The organism is Comamonas sp. UBA7528 (genome assembly GCF_002479375.1).
Classification (GTDB): Bacteria; Pseudomonadota; Gammaproteobacteria; order Burkholderiales; family Burkholderiaceae_C; genus Comamonas.
This window is the reverse complement of sequence record NZ_DLMU01000014.1, coordinates 507,496-526,249: the sequence shown is the minus strand read 5'-3', so window position 1 is coordinate 526,249 and position 18,754 is coordinate 507,496. Positions and strand designations below refer to the sequence as shown.

Below are 18,754 nucleotides of genomic sequence, written 5' to 3'. Positions count from 1 at the left end.
CCCATAAAACTGGTTGGATTACCGAGCATAGACCCAAAATACGACAGATCCCTGGCAGTTTTGCCGCATCTTTCACCCCCTTTTCCTGGGCCGTCACCTCTTTATGCGCCTGCAACGTCTGTTCCTCGCCCTGGCCACGGCCGCCCTGCTGGCGGGCGGGGGCTGCGCCGCCATCGACGCCAAGCAGCGAGAAATGATCTTCCAGCCCAGCGACCGCCTCTGGCCGCGCAGCGACCAGCAGGGCATGCGGGAGGTCTGGATCACCCACCCCCACCGGGTGGAAGCGGACCAGGAGGGCACGTCCCATGAAGCGCGGCTGCATGCCCTGTGGCTGGACGGGCAGCGCGCCGATGCCCCGGTGCTGCTGTACCTGCACGGTGCGCGCTGGAACGTCAGCGGCTCCACGGCCCGCATGCGCCGCATGCAGTCTCTGGGCTTTGCCGTGCTGGCCGTGGACTACCAGGGGTTTGGCCAGAGCAGCAAGGGCCTACCTTCCGAAGCCTCGGCCCGTGCCGATGCCCAGGCCGCCTGGGACTGGCTGGCCGACCAGTACCCCAACCGGCCGCGCTTCATCTTCGGCCATTCGCTGGGCGGCGCGATTGCGGTAGACCTGGCCACGCGCGTGCCCGATGTGCGCGGCCTGATCGTGGAAGGCACGTTCACCCGCATTGCCGATGTGGCGCGCACCTTCAAATGGGGCTGGCTGCCGTTCCAGCCGTTCATCACCCAGCCTTTCGATTCGGTGGACAAGGTGCCGCAGCTCAAGGCACCGATGCTGGTGGTGCACGGCAGCGCGGACCAGTTGATTCCCTCCAGCCTGGGGCAGCGCCTCTACGAGGCCGCACCCACGCCCAAGCGCTGGGTGCTGGTGGACGGCGCCACCCACCACAACGCGGGGGCCCTGGGACTGGCCCAGTACCGCGTGGCACTGCAGCAGCTGTGGCCGGCAGAGCTGGGCCAGGGGCGCAGCACCACCGCAGACAAGGGCCGGGACAGGGACTGAGCCCGGTGCCGGTGCATGCATGCGACTGCCGGCCCGGCACGTTCGCGCCAGCCCCGGCCCTACTCCTGCACGCACAGATCACCGGTTCCTCCCCCACCCACAGCACCTCCGACCCGCCACGCAGGCCTTGCGCAATCTGATAGGCTCGCGGCCCTGTATGCCTGCCGCGCCCGCTTCTTCTTCCTCTGCGTCCGCCCCTGCGGACACCGGCCCCACACACCACCTCGACACCCCGCTGCGCGGCATGTCGCCGCTGCTGGTGATCGGCCTGCTGGCGCTGCTGCTGGGGCTGCAGCCCATCACCACCGACCTCTACCTGCCCACACTGCCGCTGCTGACGGCGCAGCTGCAGGCCCCGGTGGCGCAGACCCAGCTCACGCTCACCGCCCTGCTGCTGGCCTTTGGCGGCTCGCAGCTGGTGTGGGGCCCGGTGTCCGACCGCTGGGGCCGTCGCCCGGTCTTGCTGGCCGGTCTGGCCCTGTATGTGGTGGCGGCCCTGGGCTGCGCGCTGGCGCCCAGCATGGACTGGCTGGTGGCCTGGCGCACCTTGCAGGGCGTGGCCACCGGCGCAGGCGTGATGGCGGCGCGCGCCATCGTGCGCGATCTGTACACCCCCACGGCCGGCGCCCAGGCCATGTCCAGGGCGCTGACCGGCCTGGGCGTGATCGCCTGCGCCAGCCCCATCGCCGGCAGCCAGCTGGCCCAGCACTTCGGCTGGCGTGCCACCATGGCCGCGCTGGCGGTATTTGGCGCGGCCACGCTGGTGCTGGTGGCACTGCGCTTTCGCGAAAGCCTGGCCACCCCTCACCCGGATGCCACCCAGCCGCGCCAGCTGGCCCGCACCTGGGCGGCGATCGTGCGCCACCCCACTTTTCTGGCCTATACGGCCACCACCAGCGGCTCGTACGCCGGACTGTTCACCTTCCTGGCGGCCTCGTCCTTCACCTTCATCGGCGTGCTGGGCTGGACCGCCGCCGATGTGGGCCTGCTGCTGGGCGTGAACGGTGCCTGCTATATCGCCGGCACCATTCTCTGCCGCCGCCTGCTGCAGCGCCTGGGCGTACGCCGCACCGTGGCCGTGGCCGGGCTGCTGGCCGTGCTGGGCACAGGCAGCCTGCTGGCCGCCGCCCTGCTGGATGTGAGCAATGCCTGGGCCTATGCCCTGCCGTTCAGCCTGTACATGGTGGCCCACGGCATCCAGCAGCCCTGCGGGCAAAGCGGCGCTGTCAGCGCCTTTCCGCAGGCCGCCGGCACCGCCGCGGCGCTCAACGGCTGCGCCATGACCCTGACGGCCTTTGCCATGGGGGCCTGGCTGGGCCAGCACCTGGACGGTACGGTGTACCCTCTGGTCTTCGGCACGGCCTTCTGGGCGGCCTGGACGGCTCTGGCCTCCTGGGTGCTGGTGCGCCGCTGGGGCGTGGCCCCGGCCGCCTAGCCGTCTGCCCTTTTTCCTGCCCCGCTTTTGATCTGTTTTCTGTGACCGAGACCGCTTCCGCCTCTTCCCTGCCCTGCATCGCGATTGCAGGGCCCACCGCTTCCGGCAAAACCGCTGCCGCGCTGGCGCTGTCCGCCGTGCTGCAGCAGCGTGGCCTGACCGCTGAAATCGTCAGCGTCGATTCCGCGCTGGTCTACCGGGGCATGGACATTGGCACGGCCAAGCCCACACCGGCCGAGCTGGCCGCCGTGCCCCACCACCTGATCGACATCCTGGAGCCCACGCAAAGCTATTCCGCTGCGGAGTTCGTGCGCGACACCGAACGCCTGGTGGCCGAGATCCGCGCCCGCGGCGCCGTGCCGCTGCTGGTGGGCGGCACCATGCTGTACTTCAAGGCCCTGTTTGAAGGGCTGGACGAGATGCCCCCCGCCGACCCGGAAGTGCGCGCCGCGCTGGACGCCCAGGCCGCCGAGATCGGCTGGCCCGCCATGCACGCCCAACTGGCCCAGGTGGACCCGGTCACCGCCGCACGCCTGGCACCCGGCGACAGCCAGCGCATCCAGCGCGCACTGGAGGTGTGGAAGATCTCCGGCCAGCCGCTGTCCAGCTTCCACACCGCGAAGGACGCATCGGCGCCGCGCTTTGATGCCACGCTGTTTTCGCTGGAACCGACCGACCGGGCCTGGCTGCACCAGCGCATTGCCCAGCGCTTCGAGCAGATGCTGGAGCACGGCCTGGTGGACGAAGTGCGCGCCCTGCGCGCGCGTCCCGATCTGCACCTGGACCTGCCCAGCATGCGCTGTGTGGGCTACCGTCAGGTGTGGGAGGAACTGGACTGGCAGGAGCGCCGCGACAAGCCCGCGCTGAACATGCACCTGGTCCGCGAAAAAGGGATTGCCGCCACGCGCCAGCTGGCCAAGCGCCAGATCACCTGGCTGCGCAGCATGCCCCAGCGCCACCCCATCGACTGCCAGGCCCCCGACGCCATCGTGCAGCTGGTGCAGGCCGCCTGGGGTGTGGTGCAGTCCGGCTTGCCCAAATAAGCCCCCTCCCAACCCGCCCTTTCCTGCCGTTGACCATCTCCACCATGTCCTTGCCAACTGCCAGCACACCGCCCGCCAACGTTCAGGTCGTGGACCTGGCCAAACGCTATGGCACAGGGGCCGATGCGGCCACGGTGTTCGAGCACGTCAACCTGGAAGTGGCGGCGGGCGAGTTTGTCGCCATCGTCGGCGATTCGGGCGTAGGCAAGTCCACGCTGCTCAACTGCCTGGCCGGGCTGGACCGCTGGGACCAGGGCCAGGTGCTGCACCAGGGGCAGGACATCGGCCGGCTGGACGAGGCCGGCCTGGCCGTCTGGCGCCGCGCTCATGTGGGCTTTGTTTTTCAGGCCTTTCACGTGCTGCCGCATCTGAGCGTGGCGCAGAACGTGGCCCTGCCGCTGATGCTGCTGGCGCGCGGCACCCCGGCCGAGCAGGACACCCGCGTGCAGGCCATGCTGGCGGCCGTGGGCCTGGGCGAAATGGGACAGCGCCTGCCGCAGCAGCTCAGCGGCGGCCAGCTGCAGCGGGTGGCCATTGCCCGCGCCCTGGTGCACCGCCCGGCCCTGCTGCTGGCCGACGAGCCCACCGGCAATCTGGACCCGGACACAGCCGCCCGCACCATGGACCTGCTGGTGGCCCAGACCCGCGAAGCCGGCGCTAGCCTGGTGCTGGTCACCCATTCCCCGGACGCTGCGGCCCGCGCCGACCGGGTGCTGCGGCTGACGGCCCGGGGCATTGCGGCGGCCTGAACAGGGCCGGACCGCGGGGCCGTGCTAGCGGCGTGGCCTCAGCGCGGCGTCCACTTCAAGGTCACAAAACCGGCGCGGCCGCGCTGGTTGTAGCCGTAGGCGGTTTCATAGACCTTGTCGGTCAGATTGGCCACACGGGCCTGCACCGCCCAATCCTTGGCAAACTGGTATTCGGCGTGCAGGTCCACGGTGGTGTAGCCACCCAGATCCACGGTGCCCTGCTTGTCGGTGCGCTTGCCGGCATACAGCGCGCTGGTGCCGAACTTCCAGGCACCGATGTGCTTGTCCACCGACAGCGTGGCCTGGTGCTCGGGCAAACGGTCCGTCAGGCGCTGGCCCTTGCCATCGACCGCATCCAGGTGCTCGTAGCGGGCAGACAGGTCCCAGCCCTGCCACTGGGTGCGGTAGCCCAGCGACCAGCCCTTCAGGCGTGCGCTGTCGATATTGAAAGGGAACCACATGCCGGAGCCGTCGTCGGCCCAGGAGATCAGGTTCTTGACCTTATTGTCGAAGCCCGTCAGCTTGAACTCGTGGCCGCCCACGCTCCAATCCAACCCGATTTCGTTGCCCTTGGAGCTTTCGGGCTGCAGGTTGGGGTTGCCGGACATGGGGTAGTACAGGTCGTTGAAGGTGGGCGCCTTCATGCTGCTGGCCCGTGCCACGCGCGCGCGCAGACCGGACAGGACTTCGTAGCCGTAGCCAATGCCCCAGGTGTTGTAGCCGCCGAACTGGGAGTTGTCGTCACGGCGCAAGTTGAGCTGCCAGGAATGCGCAGCGTGGCTGCCGTTCAGGCCGGCATAGGCGGCATTGGTTGAGCGGTCCTTGTGGTCGTAGCGCTCGGACGAGGCAATCTGCTGCTCCAGACGCTCCAGGCCGGCCACCACCATGCCCACCGGGGTCTTGATCTCGTTGCCCCATTTGTATTCGGTCTGCTCGGTCTGGAACAGGTCCTGGTAACGGTCGGTGCGACCCTCCAGGCGGTGGTGGGAACGCTGCTTGTCATTGGAACGTGACACGCTCAGGGTGCTGTTCCAGTTGGCAGAGAGCCTGCCCGACAGCTTGAGCTGGCTGGTGGCTGCACGGAATTCGTTGTACGAACCGTTCACCAGCGGCATGCTCCAGTCGGGCATGAAGATGTAGTCCTGGTCAAATTCGGAATAGCTGTCCGCCCGCATCAGATTGGCATCCAGGCGCCAGTCGGCATTGAAGGCATAACCCAGCGCCGCCGTGACCGAGGTCTGGTTGAACTTGTCGGCATCGGAGCGGAACTCGGCGCTCTTGCGGTTGGTGGCCGAGAAGCCGGGATCGATGACGCGCGCCATGTTCAGGCTGTAGTTCCAGCCGGACTGCTCGCCCGCAAAACCGCCATCGGCCTTCTTGTAGCCTGCGCGGCCCCAGGTGAGCGCGGCATGGGGCACAAATGCCTGCTTCACGCCCTTGCCCTGCTTGGTGAAGATCTGGATCACCCCGCCAATGGCATCGCTGCCATACAGGGCCGATGCCGGGCCGTGCACCACCTCGATGCGCTCGATGGCTTCCAGCGGCAGCGACTCTAGCGTGGGCGTGCCCAGGGTGGCCGAACCGAAGCGCACCCCGTCCACCAGCAGGACCACCTGCTTGCTGCCACGGATGTAGACGCTTTGCGTGTTGCCGCGGCCACCGTTGCTGGACATCTGCACGCCGGCAAAGCGTTGCAGCACTTCCGCCAGCGAGCGACCTGCCGAGTTGCTGATCTGCGCTTCGGTGATCACGCGCACATCGGCCAGGGTTTCGTCCAGCGGCGTTTCAGAGCGGGTCGCGGTCACCACCGTGGTGGACAGGGGCACGCTCTGCGCCGCAGCATGCTGGGCCAGGCAGGCCGCTGCCAGGGCCACGGCCGCCAGAGGAAAGCGCACGGAAGCGCGCTGGCCTTCCGCAGGGAATGGTTGGAAATTTCGCATGGATGCACACATGGTTGGCACTGGCGTCCCCGCCCGTGCTTCACACAACCAGCAACCCGGGTCTGCATGCACAGCGGCACGCCAGCGGATGCTGGACCTGTTTTGGCCGGTATCCAGACTGGCGCACGGCTTACCAAGCCTTCCCAGAGCGCATGGCTCCAGTGGCAAGAGATGGCAAGCGGGTCCTGCGGGACCTGTGCGCTCACTGTTGCGGGGGCAGTACATGCTGTGCCAGCGCGGGCGCCGGCGTCCATGTTTCCCGTTTAACCGCAGCGCCAGAACAGCGCTGCAAGCACCAAAACCCCGCATTGTAGGCAGCAGGCTGACACGGGGCTTGTAGGATGGCGAATGCCCTGCCCATGCAACCCTGGGCCGCGCAGGCGTGCCCACCCGCCCTGGGGGCGGTGCACACCGCTGTTTTGCCCTGGAACCTCCGTGCCTGCCTCACCCTCTCTCACCGCTTCTCCGCTGCCGCGCCTGCTGGCCAGTTTTTCGCTGCAGGAGTACCGGCGCCAGCCCTGGCGCAGCCTGACCGCCCTGCTGGCCATTGCGCTGGGCGTGGCCCTGGGTTTTGCGGTGCATGTGATCAACCAGTCGGCGCTGGATGAGTTTTCCCGCGCGGTGCGCAGCGTCAACGGCCAGCCGGATCTGGAATTCCGTGGCATGCGCGCCAGCCTGCCCCAGGCCATTTACCCACTGATTGCGCTGCGGCCCGAGGTGCAGCATGCCGCGCCGTGGATCGAGGGCACGGTGCAGGTCGACAGCCCGCCCTCCACGGCCGTGGCTGGCGATCACGCGCCCCACGCCCCCCCGGAACCGCTGTCGCTGCGCCTGCTGGGCGGCGATGCCTTGCAGTCGGCCCCGCTGGCCCCTGCGCTGCAGCCCCGGCTGTTTGCCGGCCAGGACCGGTTGCAGCTGTTCGCGCCCGACGCGGTGTTTCTGAACCCGGCGGCACTGCAGGCCCTGGGCCTGGACGAAGCCAGCGCCCCCGGTGCCCGGCTGCCGGTGCGCGTGCACACCCTTGCCGTGACGCTGCGCGTGGCCGGCACGGTGGCAGCCGGCGGCGCCCCGCTGGCGGTGATGGACATTGGCGCCGCCCAGGACCTGCTGGGCCAGGACGGCCAGATCCAGCGCGTGGATGTGCTGCTGCGCAGCGGCTCCGACCGCAGCGCCTTCACCGCTGCGCTGCGTGCCCTGCCCGGCTGGCCGGCCCAGGTGCTGGTGCAGCAGCCGGGCGGTGAACAGCAGCGTGCGGCCGAGATGTCGCGCGCCTACCGCGTCAACCTGACCGTGCTGGCCCTGGTGGCGCTGTTCACCGGGGCGTTTCTGGTGTTTTCGGTGCTGGCGCTGAGCGTGGCGCGGCGCGCACCGCAGCTGGCGCTGCTGGCCGTGCTGGGGCTCACGCCCGCACAGCGCATGCGCCTGGTGCTGTGGGAAGCTGCCCTGCTGGGCGTTGCCGGCAGCGCGGCCGGCATTGCGCTGGGCACCGGACTGGCCTGGCTGGCCCTGCGCATGCTGGGCGGGGACCTGGGCGGCGGCTATTTTGCCGGCGGCCAGCCCCCGCTGCTCTGGAGCGCGCCGGCCGCCGCCACCTTCTTTGCCCTGGGCCTGGCCGCCACCGTGGCCGGCGCCTGGTGGCCGGCACGCACCGCGCGGGCGCTGCCGCCTGCCGCCACCCTCAAAGGGCTGGGGGCCGTGGGCCAGACTCCTGCACGCGCCTGGACCGGCCTGGCCCTGGTGGCCGCCAGTGCACTGCTGGCCAGCGTGCCGCCCATTGGGGGCATTCCCCTGGCCGCCTATGTGGCCGTGGGACTGATGCTGCTGGGCGGCATGGCACTGCTGCCCTGGTTGCTGGAGCGCGTGCTGGGCGGCCTGCAGCGGCTGTGGCCGGCCACGCTGCGCCAGCCGCTGTCCATGCTGGCGCTGGAACGTGCCCGCCGCATGCGGGCCAGCGCCAGTGTGGCCGTGGGCGGCGTAGTGGCCAGCCTGAGCCTGGCCGTGGCGCTGACGGTGATGGTGACCAGCTTTCGCGGCAGCATGCTGGATTGGCTGGACGCCGTGCTGCCCTCGCCGCTGTACCTGCGTGCGGCCGGCGGCTCGTCCAAGTCCGATGCGGCGCTGCTGCCGCCCGCGCTGCTGCAGGCCGTGCGCAACCTACCCGGGGTGGAACGCGCCCAGCCGATGCGGGCCACCAGCCTGTGGCTGGACCCGCAGCGCCCGGCCATCAGCCTGCTGCTGCGTCCACTGCACGGCCCGCAGGCCCAGCAACTGCCGTGGGTGGGTGCGGCACCTGCGCAGCCGGTTCCGGCCGGCATGGTTGCCGTCTATGTGAGCGAGGCCGTGGCCACGCTGTATGGCGTGCACGCCGGCCAGCCCTGGCCGCTGCTGGACCGTGTGTTCAGCACCGGGCTGGCCGGCGGCAATACCGCAGCGGCAGACAACCCGGCCGCCGCCCCCACGGCTGGCGCAGCGGAAACGCGCTTTTTCGTGGCCGGCATCTGGCGCGACTACATCCGCCAGTTCGGCGCGGTGGCCATGGACTGGGACGACTACCAGCGCCTGACGGGCGATGCCCGCATGTCCGAGTTGTCGCTGTGGCCCACTGCGAACGAAGACCAGGCCACGCTGCAACCGCGCATCGAAGCCGCGCTGGCCCGGCTGTCCGGCGGGCAGGCGCCGCCGCTGGAGTTCACCAGCAGCGCCGCGCTGCGCCAGCGCTCGCTGGAGATTTTTGACCGCAGCTTTGCCGTCACCTACTGGCTGCAGGCGGTGGCGATCGGCATCGGGCTGTTCGGCATTGCCGCCAGCTTCAGTGCCCAGGTGCTGGCACGGCGCAAGGAGTTCGGGCTGCTGACCCACCTGGGGCTGACGCGCCGGCAGATCCTCACGGTGGTGGCTGGCGAGGGTGCCGCCTGGACGGCCATGGGTGCGTTGGCCGGCACCTTGCTGGGCCTGGGCGTGGCGGCCATCCTGGTGCATGTGGTCAACCCGCAAAGCTTCCACTGGACCATGGAGCTGCGCCTGCCTGCCGGGCGCCTGCTGGCCCTGGCCTGCGCCGTGGTGCTGGCCGGTACGCTGACGGCCTGGTGGGCCGGCCGCCAGGCCACCGGGGAAGACGCGGTGCTGGCGGTGAAGGAAGACTGGTAGCGCCGGCTTGGTGCAGGCTGCGGGTGCAACCGGAAACAGCTTGCCTCCTGCCTTGCCCGTCATGGCATCCACCGCCACGCCAGCGACGGGCAGCGGTACCGTCTGGTGGTGGTAGCCCGGGCGTGGGAGAGGTGCCGTGAACCGGCGGCACCCACCGTGGGCCGTCTATCCGCCTGCTACGTTCTGTCATACCTGCGCTGGCGCCGCTGCCGTACAACCGCTGTCTAACCACCGGAGGCATGCATGCAAGTCCAGACCTATCTCCTGTTCCAGGGCCGCTGTGAAGAGGCGCTGAACTTTTACCGCGATGCGATTGGGGCGACCATCCAGGCGCTGATGCGCTACAGCGAAAGCCCGGAGCCGCCGCCGCCCGAATGCACACCCGCACGGCCCGACATGGTGATGCATGCCAGCCTGCAGGTGGGTGACAGTCAGATCATGGCCAGCGATGACCCGAGCCCGGGGACCCGCCCCTTCAGCGGCTTCAGCCTGACCTTGAGCTGCGCTGATGCCGCCGAGGCCCGCAAGCACTTTGATGCACTGTCCGCACAGGGCGAAGTCACCATGCCGCTGGGGCCGACGTTTTTCTCGCCGTCTTTCGGCATGCTGAAAGACCGTTTCGGCGTGCACTGGATGGTGATGGTGGCGCAGGAACAGGCGGGCTGCGGCGCCACCTAGGCAAGCCTTTGCTCGCCTGGTGACACAGCGGCATGCACAAGGCGCCTGGCATGGCTGCGCAGGCGCCGGGAGTGGGTGGCGGCAGGCCGCCGCCAGGCCTTGGGGACTGGGTGCGCCCTAGGCCTTGGTCAGCGGCTTCGCCAACGCCGCGCCGGGGACGGCCGCCGACTGCGACGGCTTGGCTGGTGCCAGCAACGGGGCCTTGGTGCCCGCCGACGCACGCGCCTGCTCGCGTGCCTTGCGGCGCTGGAAACGCAGCAGTTCCTTGTCGTTGCGGCGGATGTGCAGCGACAGCCAGTCACGCAGCACGGCGGACAGCTGCGCCGCCACGGTGATGCTGCCGGCCTGCAGCTTCTTTTCCAGGTCCCACAGCTGGTCCATGAAGTGGTTGTGCCCGATCTTGTGGTTGTCCAGATCGGGGAAGCCCATCTGCGCCATCAGGTGCTCTTCGTTGCGCAAATGGTCCTGGGTGCTGGTGATGACGCGGTGCAGGATGGACGCCACCACCGCCCGGCCCTGGCCTTCGCGGGTGGCGGTGTGCAGTTCGTTGACCAGATCCACCAGCATGCGGTGGTCTGCATCGATGGGGCCGCCATCGATCACCATGTCATCGGCCCACTCGAAGTACGCCATCGCTCAGGCCTCCAATGCCGGCATCGCCGGGCGCATGCCCAATGCAGGCGCACTGCGTTGCACCAGCACGGCATCGGCCTTGAACACGCTGATGGCCTGCACCAGCGCCTGGGCCTGGCCTTCCAGCGACTGGGCGGCGGCAGCGGATTCCTCCACCAGGGCCGCATTGGACTGGGTGACCTGATCCATCTGCATCATGGCCTGGTTGATCTGCTCGATGCCATGGGTCTGGTCTTCGCTGGCCTCGCTGATCTCGTTCATGATGTCCGCCACGCGGCGCACGCTGACCACGATCTCGTCCATGGTGCTGCCGGCTTTCTCCACCAGGGTGCAGCCGTTGCTGACGTTGTTGACCGACTCGTCGATCAGGCCCTTGATCTCCTTGGCAGCTTCGGCGCTGCGGCCGGCCAGGGAGCGCACTTCGGATGCCACCACGGCAAAGCCGCGGCCCTGCTCACCGGCACGTGCGGCTTCCACAGCGGCGTTCAGCGCCAGGATATTGGTCTGGAAGGCAATGCCGTCGATGATGCCGATGATGTCGGCGATCTTGCGTGACGAGGTGTTGATGGCTTCCATGGTGTGCACCACATCCCCCACCACCTGGCCGCCGCGCACGGCCACCTGCGAGGCCGTCTCGGCCAGCTGGGCTGCCTGGCGGCCGTTGGCGTAGTTCTGGCCCACGGTGCCCGCCAGCTCCTGCATGGCGGCCGTGGTCTGCTCCAGCGCACTGGCCTGCTCCTCGGTGCGGCCGGACAGGTCCAGGTTGCCGGTGGCGATCTGCGAGGTGGCGGTGGCGATCGCGTCGCTGCCATTGCGCACTTCGGTCACGATGCCCGACAGGCTGTGGTTCATGGTCTGCAGCGCCTGCAGCAGCTGGCCGGTTTCGTCGGTGGTGCGCACGGTGATGCGGCTGTTCAGGTCGCCGGAGGCCACGGCCTGGGCCACCTGCACGGCCTCGCTCAGCGGCCGGACGATGGCACGGGTGATGCGCCACGCCAGAAACAGGCCCAGGCACATGGCGCCAAAGCCGATCACCGACACCCACAGGCGGGCGGATTCGGTGTCTTCGGTGGCCTTGTGGCCGGCGTCCACCACCAGCTGCTTTTCAATCACGGCCAGGGCATCGGCGTTTTGCTGCACCAGCCCCAGCTGGACCAGGGTGGTGCCCAGCATCTCCTGGCGGGCGGCGTCTTCCTGGCCAGCGTCCAATAGTTCGTAGAAGCGCTTTTGCGATTCCACATACAGACCGCGTGCGGCTTCGGCCTTCTTCAGCAACTCGCGCGCTTCGGGACGCTGGACCTGTTCGCTGAGCAGCTTGAAGGCGGCGATGAAGCGCTCACGGCCTTCGGTGATCTCGTTGCGCAGCGCCTGGCGTTCGGCCGGTGCACTGACCAGTTGCTGCACGGTGCGACGACCATTGGCCAGGGCGATGCTGCTGAGGGTGTTGGCCGCTTCGGTCTTGACCCATTCCACTTCGATGATGTCGCGCGTGGTGTGGGTCACGCCGGTCAGGCGCACCACCGACACCACGATGATGATGAACATCAGCACATTGATCGTGAAAAAAGCCAAACCCAGCTTGGCACCGATGCGCAGGCCACGGCCTGTCGACAAAAAATGAGGAAGTGACATGAAAAGCGTGAGGAGGAAAAACAAGAAATCCGCAGACCACCCTGCGTGGGTGCGCGATTGATACACGAAGTTACGAATCAACCTCTGATCCAGCGCAAACCCCACAGCTTTTCCCCCTTCCCCTTCGGGAACCGTCCGCCCAACGGTCGTCACCAAGGCCTTCCGGCACGGGGAGGGGCGGCAGTGCTGCGCTCCCGTCCATTCCCGTGCGGGATGCAGGGGCCGCTACCATGGACTTAGAAACTCGGTGGTGACGGCCCTTGCGGCACCCGCGCCACCGCACGGCAGTGCATGCCCGCATCTGCCCCTCCGCCAGCGCGACGGGCCCTGCACGCCGCTGCCCACCTATCCCCTTTCAGGAGCTTCCCATGTTGCGACGTCTGCTTTTCACCACCGCCACCCTGCTGTGCCTGGGCCTGAGTGCCTGCGGCGGCACCATGCCCAGTACCTCCAGCAGCTCCGGCAGCGGCATCACCGTGTTCGGCGATATCGACGCCAACGTCAGCCACACCCGCTGACCTCCCTCCCCGAGCAAGCCCTGGCGGCCCGCACGGGGCTGAGCGCACTGCACAATCCCTGCTTTCAAGTGGATGAGGCAAGTGATGCAGATTTCTGAGCAATGGGTGTTGGTGACCGGCGGTGCCCGCGGTCTGGGTGCACATATCAGCCGCGCCGTCGCGCGCGAAGGCGCGGGCGTGGTGATCAACTACCTCCGCAGCGACAAGGCGGCCGCAGCGCTGGCCGAAGAGCTGGGTCCGCGCGCCATGGCGCTGCAGGCCGATGTGACCGATGCCGCGGCGGTGCAGCACCTGGTCCGCACGGCCCAGGAGCGCAGCGGCCACGCCATCACCAGCGTGGTCAACAACGCGCTGACCAGCTTTGCCTTCGATGGCGATGCACGTCCGAAGCTGGACGCCATCGTCTGGGAGCGCTTCAGCCAGCAGTTTGACGGTGCCGTCAAAGGCGCGCTCAACACCATGCAGGCCACCTTGCCGGCCATGCGCGCGGCCGGCTTTGGGCGCGTGGTGAATGTGGGCACCAACCTGTTCCAGAACCCGGTGGTGCCCTACCACGACTACACCGCGGCCAAAGCGGCACTGCTGTCGCTGACGCGCACGGCGGCCAACGATCTGGGCCCGGACGGCATCACGGTGAACATGCTCTCCGGCGGCCTGCTGCGCACCACCGACGCCAGCAGCGCCACCCCGGAAGCGGTGTTCGACCTGATCGCCAGCATGACCCCGCTGCGCCGCGTGACCACGCCAGCCGAGTTTGCCGATGCCGTGCTGATGCTGCTCTCGCCCTGGTCGCGCGCCGTGACCGGACAGAACCTGATCGTGGACTGCGGCCTGGTCAAAGGCTGACGCCGGCCACGCAGGCCGCCCACAAAAAAGCCCGCCCGGCTAAGCCGGCGGGCTTTTTTTCGGAGAGCGCAGCCGTTCACTCGCCGTGTGCGGCGATCTCGGCTTCCACCTCAGCATGGGTCTTTTGCACCGCAGCCGAAGGCATCTTGCCCAGCAGGCTGACCACGACGATGGCGACGGTGGACAGCACAAAGCCTGGCACGATCTCATACAGCTTGAACCACTGGTAGTGCTGCCACACCAGCACCGTGACGGCGCCCACCACCATGCCGGCCAGCGCGCCATTGCGCGTCATGCGCTTCCACAGCAGCGACAGCAGCACCAACGGGCCGAAGGCCGCGCCAAAGCCGGCCCAGGCATTGCTGACCATGTCCAGCACCTTGCTGTCGGGGTCCTGGGCGATTGCGATGGCGATCACCGCAATCACAAACACCATGGCCCGGCCAAACCAGACCAGCTCCCGCTCGCTGGCCTGCTTGCGCAAAAAGGTTTTGTAGATGTCCTGTGTCAGCGCGCTGGAGCACACCAGCAACTGGCAGGACAAGGTGCTCATCACGGCCGCCAGCACGGCGGCCAGCAGCACGCCGCTGACCCAGGGGTTGAACAGCAGCCGGGTCACTTCCAGGAACACGGTTTCGGCATTGGCGTTCACGCCGCCCGCCACATCCGGGCGGCCATTGAAAAAGGCAATGCCGAAGAAGCCCACAGCCACGGCGCCCCCCAGGCACAGCACCATCCAGGTCATGCCGATGCGGCGGGCGCTGGGAATGGTCTGGACCGATTCCGCGGCCATGAAGCGCACCAGAATGTGCGGCTGGCCGAAGTAACCCAGCCCCCAGGCCAGCAGCGAGATGACGGCGATCACGGTCTGGCCCTGGAACATGTCGAACGCACCGCTGCGGGCGGTGTCGATGATGGCGGCGCTGGCGCCCACGCCGCCGTCGGCGTAGATCACCATCAGCGGCGCCAGGATCAGCGCGGTGATCATCAGCGACGCCTGGATGGTGTCGGTCCAGCTCACGGCCAGAAAGCCGCCGATGAACACATAGGCCATGGTGGCCACGGCCCCCACCCACAGCGCGGTCTGGTAGTCCATGCCGAACATGGATTCAAACAGGCGCGCGCCGGCCACCACGCCCGAGGCGCAGTAGATGGTGAAGAACACCAGAATCACCAGCGCCGTGACAATGCGCAGCAGATTGCTTTGGTCTTCGAAGCGGTTGGTGAAGTAGTCCGGCAGCGTCAGCGCATTGCCAACCTTCTCGGTGTAGATGCGCAGGCGCGCGGCCACAAAGCGCCAGTTCAACCAGGCCCCCAGGCACAGGCCGATCGCAATCCACGAGGCCGACAGCCCCTGCAGAAACACGGCCCCTGGTAGGCCCATCAGCAACCAGCCGCTCATGTCCGAGGCGCCGGCCGACAGGGCCGTGACCACCGGGCCCAGGCTGCGCCCGCCCAGGATGTAGTCGGAAAGGTTGTCCGTGGCTTTGTAGCCAGCCCAGCCGATGGCAAGCATGCCCAGCAGGTAAATGGCAAACATCACCACGGTGGGCGTATTGGCTGTCATAGATTCCAGTCGGTCGAAAAGGGGTAAAGCCGGGCGACAGCGCGCAGCAGCGTCCCGCCACCCGCGAGCCGTCGACGGGGACTGCTGCGGCGGAGGCGGAAGTGTCCGTACACTGGCATGCCCTTGCTCGCCAAGCGTGCATTGCGATGCCGAACCTGTCTACGCACGCAGCAGGCGGCAGCGCTTGGAACAGGCGCCCCCGGCAAACGCCCTCCAGTACGGAAAGCCGCCAGGGTACGCACTGCCCACCCTGCAGGGCCGCAGCACCCGCGGTGCAGGCGAACGGCCAAAGGGGCTATTCTAGGTATTTACCCTATGCCTTCCCCACAGCTTCCCTGCACAACCCTGTGGACAAGTCGTTTCCCGCGGGTGCAAACCACCGCCAAGTGTTTGATTTCATTACCAACGGCTTAGCCTGCCCAGAAAGCAGGCAGGAGGCGCTGACTGTCGCGCGCGCACAGCAGCCAATGCCCAGCCGGCCTAGACTGCCAGCCTGCGGCAGTGCTAGCCACGGCTGCGTCCCCCTCCCTGTGCCCCGGCGGGCAGGGGCGGGCTCCCTCTTTTCCACCTTGAATTGACGTTATTGGCATGTTGCAGGCCTTGCTGGTTCTTTTGGTATTTCAATGGCTGGGCCAGGTGCTGGTCACCGCCCTGGGCATCCCCTTTCCCGGTGCGCTGGCGGGCACTTTGCTGCTGCTGATCGCACTGCTCTACAAGCGCACGCTGCCCACGTGGCTGGAGCAGTCGGGCCATTTCCTGCTGCAGAACATGATGCTGCTGTTCATCCCCACCATTGCGGGCGTGATGCTGCACTTTGACCGCCTCTCGCGCGAATGGCTGCCGTTTGTGCTGTCCTGCGTGGTGGGGGCGGCGCTGACGCTGGTGGCCACGGCCCTCACTTTCAAATGGATGATGGGCCGTGAGCGTGCCCGCCATGGCTGCGCCGTGGAGGACGAGGCATGAGCGAACTTCTCACCCGCACCCTGGCCAGCATGACCGCCGGCCCCCTGCCCTGGCTGGTGCTGACCATTGCCTGCTACCTGGGCGCTGTCTGGCTGTACAAGCGCAGCGGCCAGCAACCCTGGCTGATTCCGGTGTTCACCGCCGTGCCGGTCATCGTGTGCGTGCTCTTGCTCACCGACACGCCCTACGCCACCTACCAGCAGGGCACGGCCTGGCTCAGCCTGCTGGTGGGCCCGGCCACCGTGGCCCTGGCGCTGCCGCTGTATGCCCAGCGCGATCGCATCCGCCGCCTGTGGCGCCCGATTGCCGTGTCGCTGGTGGTGGGCTGCGTGGTGGCCCTGCTGTCGGCCATGGGCATTGCCTGGCTGTTTGGCGCTTCCATGGAAAGCATGGTCTCCCTGGCACCCAAGTCGGCCACCATCCCCATCGCCCTGCCGCTGGCCGAGCGCTTTGGCGGCCTGCCTTCGCTGGCGGCCGTGGCCGTGGCCATCACCGGCATTGCGGGCACCATCGTCGCCCCCTGGTTGCTGCGCGTGTTGCACTGCACAGACCCGGCTGTCGAAGGCTTTGCCCTGGGCCTGACGGCGCACGCCATCGGCACCGCCCGCTCCATCCAGCAGCACCCCACGGCCGGCGCCTTTGCAGCCCTGGCCATGGGCCTGAACGGCGTTGGCACGGCGGTGGCCATGCCGCTGCTGATGGCCCTGCTGTAAGCCCCCCGCGCAGCACCACGGCGCTGCGCACGTACGGGTGAACGGCGAAAGGGGCAGGGTGCCGCCCCTCTTACCCTCTTACCCTCTTACCCTCTTACCCTCTTACCCTCTTACCCTCTTACCCTCTTACCCTCTTACACAGCCTGACTGGGAACGCACCGGCGTCTGCATACCGGCGCCCCGGACCTGCGGACCCGGCGCCTTCAATCCAGCTGGTAGCTGAGCAGCACGCTAACCCGCAGTTTGCGGTCGGGATTGTTGAAGGCGGGATCGCCCAGTGGCTTGGCCAGCGCAAAGTCGGCGCTGTAGTAGCGCTGGTTGTTCAGCCGGACCCCCACGCTGGCCGAGCGCAGGCTGGCCGACGGCACACCCCGCTGCTCCTGCCGGGTCCTAGCGGCTTCGTACAGCACATAGGGCTGCACCTGCTTGAGCCACTTCTGCTGGACGGGCCAGCTGTAGTTCAGCTCCGCGGCTGCGCCAATGCCCGAGTCCCCGGAGACTTCCCCGGCCTGGTAGCCGCGGCCAAAACGGCTGCCGCCAAAGGAGATGCGTTCGGCGATGGGCAGGATATCGGGGCTGTACTGGCCGCCGAAAGACACCGCTGCGCCCACCCCGCTGGCTTTGTTGCTGCGCAGACCGGCATCCCAAGCCAGCCGCCAGAAGGCGAGCTTGGCCGGATTGGGCGCCGGCTCCACCCCGAAGTTGGTGCTGCGCTCGGTGCCCGCGCCCAGCGCATTCAATCCATGTACCAGCATGAGCGAGGCATTGCGTACGGTGCGCTCCTGCGCGGAGCTCCAGTCCAGCTGCGCATACAGCGCCCGCACATGCTCCTGCGTCACCAGCTGCGCGCCAGAGGCCCTTTCGGTGAAACCGCGCTGGTAATTGAGCCCATAGATGCCGGCGGCCACCATCAGCGCAGTGCGCGGGTCCAGCCGCAGCGGATGCTGCACCGACACATCGATCCGCCGCTGCTGGGTCAGGTCATCGATGCCGACCAGACCCGGCCCATCCTGCACGGTCTGGCGGTATTCCGAGGCGTTGACCCTGAGCATGCTTCCCTGCCGGTTGAGCCACTGGCGGTAGCCCACCGCCAGAAACCGTTCTTCATCCCAGGGACGCAGCAAGCTGGTGGCCGTCAGCTGGCTGCCGGCTCCCAGCACATCATTGGCCAGCACGGTGGCCATGGCCTTGGAATGGCCCTGGCGCAGGTCTGCGCCCAGGGACACGCTGACAGGCTGGTGGGTGGACGCCAGCACCAAGGTGGTGGCGCCATCGGTGGTGGTGGGCAGCTGCGCGGACGCCGTCACGCGGACACCGGGAATGCGCGCCATCAGCTGCGTCTGGCGGTGGAAGGTCTCGCTGCGCAATGGCTTTTCCGCCAACAGCGGCTCTGCCAGTTCACGCAGCAGGGCCTCGGACTTGCCGGCATGGCCCTCTATCCGCAGCTGGGCGATGTGGCCTTCCACCACGGTGACTTTCACCACCCCATTGCGAAAATCCTGCGGGGGCACGAAAGCGAAGGACAGCGCATAACCGGCCTGTTGGTAGATGCGGGTGATCTCGGTTCCCGTCTCCACAATCCGCGCCAGGGTGACCGGCTGGCCGGCCAAAGGGGTGAAGACCTTGGCCACACTGTCAAACGGGACCGAGCGCACCCCCACGATATCGAACTGGCGCGGCACCACGGTCTGTGCCAGAAAGTCTGCACTCTGCTGTGGCGGCGTGATCTGCACCTGGGGCTTGGGCGGAGGAGCCACCGCCGGCGTCTGCGGCAGCGAATCCAGCGGATTGCCCGCCGGAGCTACAGCCTGGGCATATGCCCCCCAGGGGCACACCACCCACCCGACCACCAACACACGCAGGTACAGCTTCATACAGGCCAGTTCT

The 18,754-nt window shown here is 67.9% G+C and carries 15 protein-coding genes and 1 riboswitch; of the genes, 10 read left to right on the top strand and 5 right to left on the bottom strand.

The annotated features are described in order from the left end of the window. Positions 1 to 103: 103 nt before the first annotated feature. From B3349_RS18040 to B3349_RS18025, 4 genes are all read left to right on the top strand, one after another. The gene (locus B3349_RS18040; protein WP_291590776.1) at positions 104 to 1,003 is read left to right on the top strand and encodes an alpha/beta hydrolase; all 900 of its coding nucleotides are present in this window, start codon (positions 104 to 106) and stop codon (positions 1,001 to 1,003) included. Between the two features lie 244 nt (positions 1,004 to 1,247). Next, on the top strand, positions 1,248 to 2,438 hold the full coding sequence (locus tag B3349_RS18035; RefSeq protein WP_291590906.1) for a multidrug effflux MFS transporter: 1,191 nt from the start codon (positions 1,248 to 1,250) through the stop codon (positions 2,436 to 2,438). A gap of 41 nt (positions 2,439 to 2,479) precedes the next feature. Next, on the top strand, positions 2,480 to 3,481 hold the full coding sequence (gene miaA / locus B3349_RS18030) for a tRNA (adenosine(37)-N6)-dimethylallyltransferase MiaA (RefSeq protein ID WP_291590774.1): 1,002 nt from the start codon (positions 2,480 to 2,482) through the stop codon (positions 3,479 to 3,481). Positions 3,482 to 3,525: 44 nt separating this feature from the next. Then, the gene (locus tag B3349_RS18025) at positions 3,526 to 4,230 is read left to right on the top strand and encodes an ABC transporter ATP-binding protein (RefSeq protein ID WP_291590773.1); all 705 of its coding nucleotides are present in this window, start codon (positions 3,526 to 3,528) and stop codon (positions 4,228 to 4,230) included. Positions 4,231 to 4,268: 38 nt separating this feature from the next. Here B3349_RS18025 and B3349_RS18020 read toward each other — a convergent pair whose 3' ends face one another. Next, complete coding sequence (locus B3349_RS18020; protein WP_291590772.1) at positions 4,269 to 6,170, bottom strand: TonB-dependent receptor domain-containing protein; 1,902 nt, start codon at positions 6,168 to 6,170, stop codon at positions 4,269 to 4,271. Positions 6,171 to 6,257: 87 nt separating this feature from the next. After that, positions 6,258 to 6,485, bottom strand: a riboswitch (cobalamin riboswitch). Positions 6,486 to 6,638: 153 nt separating this feature from the next. Between B3349_RS18020 and B3349_RS18015 the strand changes: the two genes are divergently transcribed. Together B3349_RS18015 and B3349_RS18010 are read left to right on the top strand one after the other, a co-directional pair. After that, complete coding sequence (locus B3349_RS18015) at positions 6,639 to 9,317, top strand: FtsX-like permease family protein (protein WP_291590904.1); 2,679 nt, start codon at positions 6,639 to 6,641, stop codon at positions 9,315 to 9,317. 243 nt (positions 9,318 to 9,560) lie between these two features. After that, complete coding sequence (locus B3349_RS18010; RefSeq protein ID WP_291590771.1) at positions 9,561 to 9,995, top strand: VOC family protein; 435 nt, start codon at positions 9,561 to 9,563, stop codon at positions 9,993 to 9,995. A gap of 117 nt (positions 9,996 to 10,112) precedes the next feature. On the opposite strand, the gene B3349_RS18005 is transcribed toward B3349_RS18010, so the two are convergent. Continuing rightward, positions 10,113 to 10,628 (bottom strand): bacteriohemerythrin, encoded by a 516-nt coding sequence (locus B3349_RS18005; protein ID WP_291590770.1) that lies wholly within the window; start codon positions 10,626 to 10,628, stop codon positions 10,113 to 10,115. Between the two features lie 3 nt (positions 10,629 to 10,631). Then, on the bottom strand, positions 10,632 to 12,260 hold the full coding sequence (locus tag B3349_RS18000) for a methyl-accepting chemotaxis protein (protein WP_291590768.1): 1,629 nt from the start codon (positions 12,258 to 12,260) through the stop codon (positions 10,632 to 10,634). Positions 12,261 to 12,628: 368 nt separating this feature from the next. On the opposite strand from B3349_RS18000, the gene B3349_RS17995 reads away from it, so the two are divergent. Both B3349_RS17995 and B3349_RS17990 read left to right on the top strand, forming a co-directional pair. Beyond that, positions 12,629 to 12,778 (top strand): hypothetical protein, encoded by a 150-nt coding sequence (locus B3349_RS17995; protein ID WP_291590766.1) that lies wholly within the window; start codon positions 12,629 to 12,631, stop codon positions 12,776 to 12,778. Positions 12,779 to 12,862: 84 nt separating this feature from the next. Beyond that, complete coding sequence (locus B3349_RS17990) at positions 12,863 to 13,624, top strand: 3-oxoacyl-ACP reductase (RefSeq protein ID WP_291590764.1); 762 nt, start codon at positions 12,863 to 12,865, stop codon at positions 13,622 to 13,624. Positions 13,625 to 13,700: 76 nt separating this feature from the next. On the opposite strand, the gene putP is transcribed toward B3349_RS17990, so the two are convergent. Continuing rightward, the gene (gene putP, locus B3349_RS17985) at positions 13,701 to 15,191 is read right to left on the bottom strand and encodes a sodium/proline symporter PutP (RefSeq protein WP_291590763.1); all 1,491 of its coding nucleotides are present in this window, start codon (positions 15,189 to 15,191) and stop codon (positions 13,701 to 13,703) included. A gap of 588 nt (positions 15,192 to 15,779) precedes the next feature. Between putP and B3349_RS17980 the strand changes: the two genes are divergently transcribed. After that, entirely contained in the window at positions 15,780 to 16,154 is a 375-nt protein-coding gene (locus tag B3349_RS17980) for a CidA/LrgA family protein (protein WP_291590761.1), read from the top strand. Then, positions 16,151 to 16,867, top strand: coding sequence for an LrgB family protein (locus B3349_RS17975; protein ID WP_291590760.1), 717 nt, complete (start codon positions 16,151 to 16,153; stop codon positions 16,865 to 16,867). The genes B3349_RS17980 and B3349_RS17975 overlap by 4 nt, the downstream gene beginning before the upstream one ends. Before the next feature lie 203 nt (positions 16,868 to 17,070). On the opposite strand, the gene B3349_RS17970 is transcribed toward B3349_RS17975, so the two are convergent. Beyond that, positions 17,071 to 18,741 carry a ShlB/FhaC/HecB family hemolysin secretion/activation protein gene (locus B3349_RS17970; protein WP_291590758.1) on the bottom strand — a complete coding sequence of 557 codons (1,671 nt, stop codon included), beginning with the start codon at positions 18,739 to 18,741 and terminating at the stop codon, positions 17,071 to 17,073. Between the last annotated feature and the right edge of the window lie 13 nt (positions 18,742 to 18,754).

Excerpts from the sequence above, each read along its gene's own strand:
- B3349_RS18040 (WP_291590776.1), top strand. The coding sequence starts at position 104 with ATGCGCCTGCAACGTCTGTTCCTCGCCCTGGCCACGGCCGCCCTGCTG.
- B3349_RS18035 (WP_291590906.1), top strand. The coding sequence starts at position 1,248 with ATGTCGCCGCTGCTGGTGATCGGCCTGCTGGCGCTGCTGCTGGGGCTG.
- B3349_RS18025 (WP_291590773.1), top strand. The coding sequence starts at position 3,526 with ATGTCCTTGCCAACTGCCAGCACACCGCCCGCCAACGTTCAGGTCGTG.
- B3349_RS18020 (WP_291590772.1), bottom strand. The coding sequence starts at position 6,170 with ATGCGAAATTTCCAACCATTCCCTGCGGAAGGCCAGCGCGCTTCCGTG.
- B3349_RS18010 (WP_291590771.1), top strand. The coding sequence starts at position 9,561 with ATGCAAGTCCAGACCTATCTCCTGTTCCAGGGCCGCTGTGAAGAGGCG.
- B3349_RS18005 (WP_291590770.1), bottom strand. The coding sequence starts at position 10,628 with ATGGCGTACTTCGAGTGGGCCGATGACATGGTGATCGATGGCGGCCCC.
- B3349_RS18000 (WP_291590768.1), bottom strand. The coding sequence starts at position 12,260 with ATGTCACTTCCTCATTTTTTGTCGACAGGCCGTGGCCTGCGCATCGGT.
- B3349_RS17995 (WP_291590766.1), top strand. The coding sequence starts at position 12,629 with ATGTTGCGACGTCTGCTTTTCACCACCGCCACCCTGCTGTGCCTGGGC.
- B3349_RS17990 (WP_291590764.1), top strand. The coding sequence starts at position 12,863 with ATGCAGATTTCTGAGCAATGGGTGTTGGTGACCGGCGGTGCCCGCGGT.
- putP (WP_291590763.1), bottom strand. The coding sequence starts at position 15,191 with ATGACAGCCAATACGCCCACCGTGGTGATGTTTGCCATTTACCTGCTG.
- B3349_RS17980 (WP_291590761.1), top strand. The coding sequence starts at position 15,780 with ATGTTGCAGGCCTTGCTGGTTCTTTTGGTATTTCAATGGCTGGGCCAG.
- B3349_RS17975 (WP_291590760.1), top strand. The coding sequence starts at position 16,151 with ATGAGCGAACTTCTCACCCGCACCCTGGCCAGCATGACCGCCGGCCCC.
- B3349_RS17970 (WP_291590758.1), bottom strand. The coding sequence starts at position 18,741 with ATGAAGCTGTACCTGCGTGTGTTGGTGGTCGGGTGGGTGGTGTGCCCC.